7 protein-coding genes are annotated in these 10,693 nt (G+C 60.9%); 2 read left to right on the top strand and 5 right to left on the bottom strand.

Annotated elements, in window-relative coordinates; genetic code table 11:
• Positions 1-126: 126 nt before the first annotated feature.
• Positions 127-1,041 (bottom strand): tyrosine recombinase XerC, encoded by a 915-nt coding sequence (xerC, locus tag E1573_RS16185; protein ID WP_133215464.1) that lies wholly within the window; start codon positions 1,039-1,041, stop codon positions 127-129.
• Between the two features lie 245 nt (positions 1,042-1,286).
• Here xerC and E1573_RS16180 point away from each other — a divergent pair, with 245 nt between their 5' ends.
• The gene (locus E1573_RS16180; RefSeq protein WP_133215462.1) at positions 1,287-1,934 is read left to right on the top strand and encodes a DUF1345 domain-containing protein; all 648 of its coding nucleotides are present in this window, start codon (positions 1,287-1,289) and stop codon (positions 1,932-1,934) included.
• Here the strand turns inward: E1573_RS16180 and E1573_RS16175 are convergent.
• Positions 1,860-3,116, bottom strand: a complete 1,257-nt coding sequence (locus E1573_RS16175; RefSeq protein WP_133215460.1) for a pyridoxal phosphate-dependent aminotransferase — start codon at positions 3,114-3,116, stop codon at positions 1,860-1,862. The genes E1573_RS16180 and E1573_RS16175 overlap by 75 nt on opposite strands.
• A 321-nt stretch (positions 3,117-3,437) precedes the next feature.
• On the opposite strand from E1573_RS16175, the gene E1573_RS16170 reads away from it, so the two are divergent.
• A complete protein-coding gene (locus E1573_RS16170; protein WP_133215458.1) occupies positions 3,438-3,698 on the top strand; it encodes a DUF1652 domain-containing protein in 261 nt (86 codons plus the stop codon).
• A gap of 2 nt (positions 3,699-3,700) precedes the next feature.
• Here E1573_RS16170 and E1573_RS16165 read toward each other — a convergent pair whose 3' ends face one another.
• From E1573_RS16165 to E1573_RS16155, 3 genes are all read right to left on the bottom strand, one after another.
• Positions 3,701-5,785 carry a bifunctional diguanylate cyclase/phosphodiesterase gene (locus tag E1573_RS16165; protein ID WP_133215456.1) on the bottom strand — a complete coding sequence of 695 codons (2,085 nt, stop codon included), beginning with the start codon at positions 5,783-5,785 and terminating at the stop codon, positions 3,701-3,703.
• A gap of 290 nt (positions 5,786-6,075) precedes the next feature.
• Positions 6,076-7,575, bottom strand: a complete 1,500-nt coding sequence (locus tag E1573_RS16160; RefSeq protein ID WP_133215454.1) for an efflux transporter outer membrane subunit — start codon at positions 7,573-7,575, stop codon at positions 6,076-6,078.
• Positions 7,572-10,679 (bottom strand): efflux RND transporter permease subunit, encoded by a 3,108-nt coding sequence (locus E1573_RS16155; RefSeq protein ID WP_133215452.1) that lies wholly within the window; start codon positions 10,677-10,679, stop codon positions 7,572-7,574. Before E1573_RS16155 ends, E1573_RS16160 begins: the two co-directional genes overlap by 4 nt.
• Positions 10,680-10,693: the final 14 nt, after the last annotated feature.

The following is a 10,693-nucleotide window of genomic DNA, read 5'->3' as shown; positions in this document are numbered from 1 at the left end:
GCTGACTTCTGGCAAATGGGCCTCGACGCCGCCTGAAGCCCCCTCCGGTAGGAGCGGGCTTGCCCCGCGATAGCGATCGGTCAGTCACATCGCTTCGCGGGGCAAGCCCGCTCCTACCGAGGCGAATCAGTAGTCGTAGCGATCCACCGCCCGACGGCGCTCGTTGTCGTCACGCATGTCGTAGTTGGCGGTGGTTTGAATGTTGGTGTGATGCGCCAGCTTCTGCGCAATCGACAGGTCGTGCTCTTCGATCACGCGGGTGATGAACGAGCGGCGAAAATCGTGGGGCATGATCTTTACCCCTACCTGGGTGCCACGCTGGCGGGCGATGTAGTAGATCGCGTGCTTGGTGATGCGCTCGCGGGTGATGTGGCTACCACGGCGGATGCGGTTGAACAGAAAGTCGTCATCGGCCTGGCCTTCGGGCAGGTGCTCACGACGGAACGCCAGCCAGGCATTGAGCTTTTCAAATGCCCAGGTCGGCGCGTATTTGATCAGTTGCTTGTTGCCTTTGCCCAGCACTTGCAGGCTGCGCTCGCTGAAGTCGACCTGGCTCAGATCGAGATTGACCGACTCGGATTTGCGCATGCCGGTGCCGTACAACAACGCAATCACCGCCGCATCGCGAAGCCCCTGGGGCCGCGGGTCGGCCGCGCAGGCCTCCATCAGCTCGCGGATCAGGCTGCGTTTGAGGTTGCGCCCCGTGGGCAGGCGTGTGCCCTGTGCCGGCTTGACGCTACGGATGCGCAGCAGTTGGTCCTGGCTGATCAAACCCAGACGCCAAGCTTCGTTCATGACCCCACGCACCGCATTGACATACAGCGACGAGGTGTTGGGGGCATAGCCGTCGGCGCGCAAGGTGGCGACCAGCGCAGTGACATGGCCGGGTTCGAGCTGATACCACGGCACCTCGACGATGTCGCAATCCTCAAAACCCAGACGATCAGCAGCGTCCTGGAGGATGTACTTCATGGTCAACTGACTGGAAGGCGCCAGGCGCGCCAGGTATTGCAGCAAGGGGTTATGCAGTGAATCGGCCAAACCGGGAATCCTGTAGAGCTGAGCTGAGGGCAAAATGACGGCAGCCTGTCATTCTGACTCTGATTGCCGCGCGGCAAATGACTCAAATCATAAGCAGGCCATTGATTGCTAAGCCATTTGTCTTCAGCACGGTTGCTGATAGTACCTCATCAGCACGGTTCGAATCGATTGCAGGCAATTTCATGGCGTGCCCTCACCCTGGCTTGAGGCTACAGTTGCTCAAGGCCCCTGCGTCCCGAGGCAACATGGCTTTTCATCGACTGACCCGCAGCCACCCACGGTTGACCATCGCCGCCTGCGTCGGCCTCGTGAGCGGTTTCCTGCTACCGGCACACGACTGGGTCGAGCAGGTATTGATCGGCTGGAACACCGGCGTCTGGCTCTACCTGCTGTTGATTCTGTGGCTGACGCTGAGCGCCAGTGCAGAAAAAGTCCGCAAAGTCGCCAGCATCGAGGACGAAAATGCCGGCTTGGTGTTGTTCACCGTCAGTATTGCCGCCATCGCCAGCCTGGCTGCGGTGATTTTGCAATTGGCTGCGGGCGCCAAGCTGGACAATGGGCCAACAGCGTTGCAATTGACCTTTACCGCCTTCACCGTTGCTGGCTCCTGGTTGCTGGTGGGTGCGATTTTCAGCCTGCACTACGCCCACCTGTTCTACACCGCTCACACCGACAAGCCGCTACTGCGCTTCAGCGATGGTGAACGGCACCCGGACTACTGGGACTTTCACTACTTCTCCTACACCCTCAGCGTGGCGGTGCAAACCTCGGATGTCGGCGTCGCCGGACGTGACATGCGCCGCGTAGTGCTGGCCCATTCACTGGTAGGTTTTGTCTTCAACACGGCGATACTGGGCTTCACCATCAACATGGCCGCCACGCTCATCCACTGAAGGCCGATTGTCGAGCAGTTGCGCTGCACAGCGGGCAATACGCTGACAGGCCTGCTCCAGGCGCTCAGTGTCCAGCACCAGGCCCAAGCGCACATGCCCGGCAGCACTGGGGCCGAAAGCATCCCCGGCCAACACCGAGACCCCATAGTCTTCCAGCAGGCGCTCGGCGAACGCCTGAGCGCCTAGCCCGGTGGCGCGGATATCCACCATCACGAACATGCCGCCATCTGGCCTGTGCACGCTGATGCCCGGGCAAGCGGCAAGGCTGGCACACACCCGGTCACGCCGTTCGCGGTACGTCTGGCGCATGTGCCGGACTTGAGGCAAGTCGTGCTCCAACGCCACTTGGGCGGCATCGAGCACAAAGTCAGGAAGGCCATAGAGCATGCACAAGGCCAGGTTGCTCAGATGCTCGCACAAGGCCTGCGGGCCGATCACCCAACCGACGCGCCAGCCCGACATGGCATGCGACTTCGACAGGCTGTTGATCGTCGCGCAGCGTGCGGCCATGCCTGGCAGGCTGGCCGGGCTGAAATGCTCGCCCTCGTACAGCAGCTCGCTGTAGACCTCATCGGAAATCAGCCACAAATCATGCTCGATGCACAGCTGCGCCAGGCACTCCCAGGTGTGCCTGGACAGGCTGGCGCCAGAGGGATTGTGCGGACTGTTGAGCAGCAGCGCGCGGGTGCGCGGGGTGATCCGCGCGGCAATGTCTGCCGGATCGATACGAAAGCCCTGCTCGGGGCGCACCGGTACCGGCACAACCTTGGCGGCACAGGCACCAAACACCGCCTCATAAGTCACGTACATCGGCTCGGCAACGATCACCTCGTCACCCGGATCGAACAGGCACTGGGCCACGGCGTACAACGCGCACTGGGCGCCGGCCAGCACCACCACTTCGAGCGGGTCGACCGCCTGGCCGCTGTGTTGGGTGTGATGCCGGGCAATCGCCTGACGCAGGCCCAGGCTGCCACGCACATCGGAGTAATGGGTGTTGCCTGCGCGCAGGCTGTTTATCGCGGCCTCAACGATGGGGGCCGGGGTGTCGAAGTCCGGGTCACCGATCGACAGCAGAAACACCTCTCGCCCTTGCGCCTGCAGTTCAAGCGCACGGTAGTGAATGTCCCAGGCAGCAGCACCGTCACCGGCGATACGTTGGGTGAGCGCTGAATAACGCATGACGGTCTCCTTGACTGATCCTGGGGCGCCGTTGGTCTGAAAAATCCCAGGTGAGCATCCCGGCTGACTGGCGGTAAAAATAGCAGAAGGCCAATACCCCTCACGAGCAAATCTCGCCGGCAAACGTTTGCCGCTCCTATCGCGGTTTCGCTGGGCGCCACTGCGGCTCGGGCACGGGGCAAACACCTCGAAAAACTGTCATCGATCCGACCCGACAATGCCGTTTGCGGTGCTATGTTTAGGACTCCCGACGGCCCTCAGGGCCTAAACGCACCCCTTGCTCCGCTCACCCTGTTGTTCACCCCACATGGAGAGATCGGAATGAACACACTGACGTTTCCCAACGCCTGTCAGGTGATGCGCTGGTACTTTCATCCATTGGGCTTTGAAGCCAGCATGGATGCGCCGCGCACAATGGTTGCTCGTTTGTTCGACCGGGCCACCGGTGAGACCTTGCTGGCCATCGCCGGAATTCCTTGTGCCACGCTGATGGCGGCTGCCGATGTCGAACGAATTATCGAAGCCGTCGAAGCTAAACTCGATACCTTCGAACCGTCGTGTAACTTGCGCGCCGCAGGCTGACTTCAGCTAACGCTTTCTGCCTGGCGCGCACGCTCGATATCAGCGATGAAGCGCTCAGCCGGCATTGGTTGACCGAGCAGATAACCCTGCAACGAATCACAGCCAAGACGGGTGAGGAAGTTCTGTTGCCGATCGGTTTCCACCCCTTCGGCCACGATGCGCAAGCCCAGCGCCTGACCCAAGGCAACGATGGCCGAGACGATTGCCGCATCGTCGCTGTCTTGCTCCAGCTCGCGCACAAACCCACGGTCGATTTTCAGTTCGTTGGCAGGCAGGCGCTTGAGGTACATCAGGCTTGAATAGCCGGTGCCGAAGTCGTCAATCGACAGGTCAACGCCCATGTCCGATAGCTGTTGCAGTACCGCCAGGCTTGCGTCGGCATCATGCATGGCAGTGGTTTCGGTGATTTCCAGGGTCAGGCTGTTGGCCGGCAGTTGGTGGCGTGCCAGCACCTTGGCGACACTCTCGACCAGCCCGCTGTGGCAAAACTGGATCGCCGACAGGTTCACCGCAATGCGCCAATCGCTGTAGCCTTGGTCAATCCAGGCGCGCATCTGCCGGCAGGCTTCATCCAGCACCCATTCACCGATCGGAATGATCAGCCCGGTTTTTTCGGCCAGGGCAATGAAACGGTCAGGTAACAGCAAACCATGCTGCGGGTGCTGCCAGCGCAGCAGTGCCTCGGCACCGATCGGCTGGCAGTTCTGAGCATCGAACTTGGGCTGGTAGAACAGGCAGAACTGTTGTTCCTCCAGCGCCGCCCGCAGGTCTTGCAGCAGTTGCAACTGCAAGCGCGCATTGCTGTTCATCGACACGTCGAAGAAGCTGTAGCCGTTCTTGCCAGCACTCTTGGCGTGGTACATCGCCGCATCGGCATTGCGCAGCAGTTCGTGCTGGTCGCTGCCGTTGCCGGGGTACAGGACGATGCCGATACTCGCCGAGATTTGCAGGTTTTGCTCGGCAACGCGGAACGTACGGGAAATCAGGTTGACCTGTTTGGCGGCCACTCCAAGGGCGTCGGCGGCGTCCTGCATCTCCACCAGCAAGACAAATTCATCGCCACCAATGCGTGCCAGAGTGTCCTGACTGTGCAAATGGCCACGCAAGCGCGCCGCCACGTCCTTGAGCAACAGATCGCCCATGTGGTGGCCGAAGGCGTCGTTGACCGGCTTGAAGCCGTCGAGGTCGATAAACATCAGCGCAAAGCAACCGCCCTGCTCCGTCACCTTGTTAATAGCTTGATCAATGCGGTCGGCGAGCAAGGTGCGATTCGGCAAGCCGGTCAGGGTGTCATGCAGGGCCAACTGGGTCAGTTCCTGGTTGGCCCGGGTCAATGAATTCGCCAGTTCTGCGGTGCGTGCTTCCAAGCGGGCGTCGAGCACCGAGGTCAACAAGGCCACGGCCAACACTGCCAGGGTGGTGATCAGTACCAGGTAATCCAGGTTGTTGCCACTCAAGCCCGCGCCCAGCGCCCCACAAAAGCTGCCTTCAGGAAAGTTGGCGGCGGCCATGCCGGTGTAATGCATGCCGACAATCGCCACACCCATGACCATCGCTGCCGCCCCGCGAATCTGGCGGACATAGAGCGTTTGCCGGCGCAAGCGAAAGGCGATCCACAACGCTGCTGCCGAAGCACCTACGGCAATCAGCAACGACAGGCTGAACAACCAGGGGTCGTATTCGATGCCGGGCTGCATCAGCAGCGCAGCCATGCCGGTGTAATGCATGCTGCTGATTCCGGCGCCCATGATCAGCGCGCCCAGCCCCAGTTGCATCCAGGGCAGGCTCGGCTGGCTCACCAACCACAAGGCAAAACCTGACGACAGGCCGGCGATCAGTAACGAGAGCAAGGTCAGGCTCAGGTCATAGCCCAAGGGGATCGGCAGGCTGAAGGCGAGCATGCCAATAAAATGCATCGACCAGACGCCGAAGCCCATCGCCAGCGCACCGCCGCTGATCCACAAGTACACCGCGCGTCCTTTGGCGGTCGCAATACGTCCCGCCATGTCGAGTGCGGTGTAAGAAGCCAGCATGGCCACGCACAGCGAAATCAGCACCAGCGAGGAGGAGTAACTACCGATCAGCATTTGACCTTCCACAACCTTGGAACCGGGCCGTGAGGTGGCCCGTAAAAGCCGATGATTGTACTCAACCTTTGGCGAAACGCACGGAGATTTACAGTGGCACTTAGCAATGATGACGCCGTTGCCATGCCACTATTTGCGCCTTGAATAAAATCAATAAAAATAGATATAAATCAATGCGTTACTAGATTTATTTAATGTTTTATAGGAGAACTCAATGCGTTTTGCATCAGAAGCTGATCACACCTACAAGCAACATTAAGAAAATATTCTAGTCTATTGATTTTATTGAATTATTCTTCAGCCTTCAAAGCTTCAGCATAGGCAGACGGTGCATCCCAGCCACCACCCAGTGCGGCAATCAGCTGAACGCTGGCGACCAACCGCCCTTGCAGCAACGTCAGCACGCTGCGCTCGTTGCTCAGCGCAGTGGTCTGCACGTTGACAACATCAAGGTAGGCAATCAGGCCCGCCTTGTACTGGTTGCTGGTCAGGCGCAGCGACTCGCGCGCCGCGTCCAGGGCCTCGCCGCGTACCTTGGCTTCGTCCTCATAGACGTCAAGCTGCACCAGGTAATTCTCTACTTCCTTGAAACCATCGAGCACCGTCTGGCGGTACTGGGCTACGGTCTGGTCGTACACCGCGACGGTACGGTCAACTTCTGCCGAACGCTGACCACCGTCAAACAGGGTCATGGCCAGCTGTGGACCCACCGACCAGAAACGGTTCGGCAGGCTGATCCAGTCATTGAAACTGCTACTGCTATAGCCACCGCTCATGCTCAGGGTCAGGTCAGGAAAATAGGCAGCCCGGGCCACGCCGATGCTGGCGTTGGCCGACATCACCTTGCGCTCGGCTGCGGCGATGTCAGGGCGGCGCTCCAGCAACTGCGACGGCAACGCCACCGGCACCTGAGGCAACGCCGGAATGTCTTTACTGTCGGCCAAGGCAAAGTCTGCCGGTGCCTTGCCCAGCAGCACGGCAATGGCGTTTTCCAACTGCGCGCGCTGCCAGACCAGGTCGATCAGGTCGGCCTGCGTGCTTTTCAGCTGGGTTTGCGCCTGGGCCACTGCGTCTTTACCGGAAACCCCGGCGCGGTACTGGTTTTCGGTCATGGTCAACGAGCGCTGGTATGCCTCGACCGTGGCTTCAAGCAGACGCTTCTGCTCATCCATCACCCGCAGTTGCAGGTAATTCTGCACCAGCTCCGACTGCAGGCTCAGGCGAATCGCCGCCATGTCCGCCAGGCTGGCCTCGGCACTGGCCTGATTGGCTGCCAGGCCGTCGCGCAGCTTGCCCCAGAGGTCAGCCTCCCAGCTCACCCCGAGGGTGGTGCTGTAAGTATCACGGATACCGCTACTGGCGTTGCTCAAGCTTGAACTGGAACTGCCGGTGCCCTGGCTGGAGCGGGTTTTCCCGGCCCGCAGGTCGACGCTGGGGAACAAGGCGCCGCGGGCACTACGCACCAAGGCCTGGGCCTGACGGTACTGGGCTTCATATTGCGCGACGGTCTGGTTGCTGGCATTGAGCTGCGCGACCAGGTCGTTGAGCTGTGCATCGCCATACAGCTCCCACCAGGCGCCACGGGCCAGCGCGTCCGACGGATTGGCCTGGGTCCAGCCTGCCGCGTACTTGAACGCCACCGGTTCAGGCGCTTGCGGGCGCTGGTAATCCGGGCTCAGCGTACAGGCACTGAGCATCGCCAGGCACAGGCTGCTGGCCAGCAGGCGCGAGCCGCGGGCACCCAGCAGTTGCTGCGCAGTGCGGTCAGAAAAGAATGGGCGTCGAGTCATAGCGGAGTTTCCAAAGCAGCGTCGGTACGCACGCCACGCCAGTGATTGAAGCGATGGCGCAGGCGGTCCAGATAGAGGTAAACCACCGGGGTGGTGTAAAGCGTAAGCACCTGGCTGAAAACCAGACCGCCAATGATGGTCAGGCCCAGCGGCTGGCGCATTTCCGAGCCTTCGGCATGGCTGAGCAACAATGGCAAGGCACCGAGGATGGCCGCCAGGGTGGTCATCAGGATCGGGCGCAAACGCAGCAGGCAGGCGCGCCGGATCGATTGTTCCGGGCTCAGTTGCTCGTGGCGCTCCAGCTGCAATGCCAGGTCGATCATCATGATGGCGTTCTTTTTCACCACGCCGATCAGCAAAAACAGGCCGAGCAAGGAAATCAGGCTGAATTCGCTGCCCACCACGTACAGCGTGAGCAACGCCCCTACCCCGGCCGACGGCAACGTCGAAAGGATGGTCAACGGATGAATGTAACTCTCGTAGAGAATCCCCAGCACCAGGTACACCGCCAGCAGCGCCCCGAGAATCATGAACGGCTGGCCTTTCTGGCTTTCGGCAAAGGCATCGCCGGTGCCGCCGAGCTTGGCAATTACGTCTTCTGGCAACCCCACCCGCGCCACTGCCCGCTCCACCGCCGCCAGGGCTTGATCCTGGCTGTAGCCTTCGGCAATGTCGAAGTTGATGTCTTGCGAAGCGAACTGGCCTTCGTGGCTGACCCGGTCATCGGCCAGGCTGTTTTCGTAGTGGGCAAAGGTCGACAGCGGCACCCGCGCACCGTCTGCGGTAATTACCTGAATCTGCTCGAGGCTACGCGGGTCCTGGGCGTATTTGGGGTTGATCTCCATCACCACCTGATACTGGTTCAGGCTGTCGTAAATGGTCGAGATCTGCCGCTGGCTGTAGGCGTTGTTCAACACCGAGGTGACCATGCTCATGTCGATACCCAGGCGCTTGGCCTGCTCGCGGTCGACCACCAGGGTGATCTGCTGCGTACCACCGCCTTCGCGAGCATCGATGGCCGTAAGCTCGGGCAAGGCCTTGAAGGCGGCCACCACTTTCGGGTACCACTCACGCAGGGCTGACAGTTCGCTGCTCTGCAAGGTGTAGAGAAATTGCGAGGAGCTCTGGTCGCGGCCGCCGCCGAACTGCAGGTCTTGATCGGCCATGAGGAACAGACGACCGCCGGGCACCTTGGGCATGTCCTTGCGCAACCGCTCTATGACCTTCTGCGCCGACACCTTGCGCTCGCTGATCGGCTTCAGGCGCACCAACACCATGGCGTTGTTAGTACCGCTGTTGCCACCGATAAAACCGGCGACACTCTCCACGGCAGGGTCTTTGAGCAAGGCCTGGCGGTAGATTTCCATTTTCGGCTGCATGACCTGGAACGACAGACCGTCGTCACCGCGGACAAAGCCCATCAACTGGCCGGTGTCCTGCTGCGGCAGAAAGGTCTTGGGCACTACCACATACAAGGCAATGTTGACCGCAATCGTCACCAACAGGCTGGCCAGGGTCAGGCGCCGGTGCTGCATCACCCAGTCCAGACTGCGGGCGTAGCCGGCCATCATGCGCTGGTTGAGCTGTTCACTCCAGCGCTGCAGGCGCGTCGGTTCGCCCTGCTGATGCGGCTTGAGCCAGCGCGCGCAGAGCATCGGCGTCAACGTCAACGACACCACCAGCGAGACGATGATCGCCACCGCCAGGGTGATGGAGAACTCGCGGAACAACGAGCCGACAATGCCGCCCATGAATAGAATCGAGACAAACACCACCACCAGCGACAGGTTCATCGACAACAGGGTGAAGCCGACTTCCTTGGAGCCGAGGTAGGCCGCACGCATGGGCGGCACGCCATCGTCGATATGCCGTGAGATGTTTTCCAGCACCACGATGGCATCGTCCACCACTAGACCGGTCGCAAGGATCAACGCCATCAGCGACAGGTTATTCAGCGAGAAACCACATAAGTACATGGCCGCAAAGGTGCCCACCAGCGACACCGGCACCGCCAGGGTCGGGATCAACGAGGCGCGCAAGTTGCCGAGGAACAGGAACACCACAAGGATCACCAGCACCACCGCGATGATCAGGGTGTGTTCAGCCTCTTTGAGGGTCGCCTTGATCACCGGCGAACGGTCCATTGCCACCTCGAGTTTGACGCTGGCCGGCATCAATGACTCCAGGGCCGGCAACTGCTCCTTGATCTTGTTCACCGTCTCGATGATGTTGGCCCCGGTCTGGCGGTTGATCACCAGCAGTACCGCGTCCTGGTCATTGAAAAAGCCGCTGTTGTAGCGGTTCTCCACCGCATCGCTGACCTTGGCCACATGGCTCAGGCGCAACACTGCGCCATCCTGGTAGCGGATCACCAGCGGCTCGTAGTCCTTGGCCTTCTCCAACTGATCGTTGGCCTGCACCTGCCAGTTGCGCTGAGCGTCTTCGATAAAACCCTTGGGGCGACGTTGGTTGGCGTTGGCGATGGTCTCCCGCACATCGTCCAGGGCTACGCCGTATTGGTTGAGCAAGTACGGTTCCAACTCGATACGCACCGCCGGCAGCGAACTGCCGCCGATCTGCACCTCCCCGACCCCCGGCACCTGCGACAGGCTTTGCGAGAGGATGGTCGAGGCCAGGTCATAAAGCTTGCCCTTCTGCAGCACGTTGGAGGTCAAGGCCAAGACCATGATCGGAGCTTGCGACGGGTTGAACTTCTTGTAGGTCGGCATGCTGCGCATACCGCTGGGCAGCAGGTTGCGTGAAGCGTTGATCGCCGCCTGCACCTCGCGTGCTGCTGCGTCGATGTCCCGCCCTTGGTCAAAACCAAGAATTACCCGCGTCGAGCCCTGGCTGGAGTTGCTGGTCAGGGTGGTGACCCCCGAAATAGCCCCCATCGAGCGTTCCAGCGGCGTGGCCACCGTCGCGGCCATCACCTCGGGGCTGGCGCCCGGCAGGTTAGCCTGGACCACGATCACCGGAAACTCGATCTGCGGCAACGGCGCCACCGGCAGCAGGCCGAAGCTGACGCCGCCCAGCAACATGATCGCCAGGCTCAGCAGCATGGTGGCTACTGGGCGGCGGATAAATGGGGCTGAAAGGTTCATGGGCGGGAGCTCCA

The organism is Pseudomonas sp. H9 (assembly GCF_004353925.1).
In the GTDB taxonomy this organism is placed as follows: domain Bacteria; phylum Pseudomonadota; class Gammaproteobacteria; order Pseudomonadales; family Pseudomonadaceae; genus Aquipseudomonas.
The sequence above is the reverse complement of the archived record's forward strand: the minus strand, read 5'-3'. Positions and strand labels throughout refer to the sequence as shown.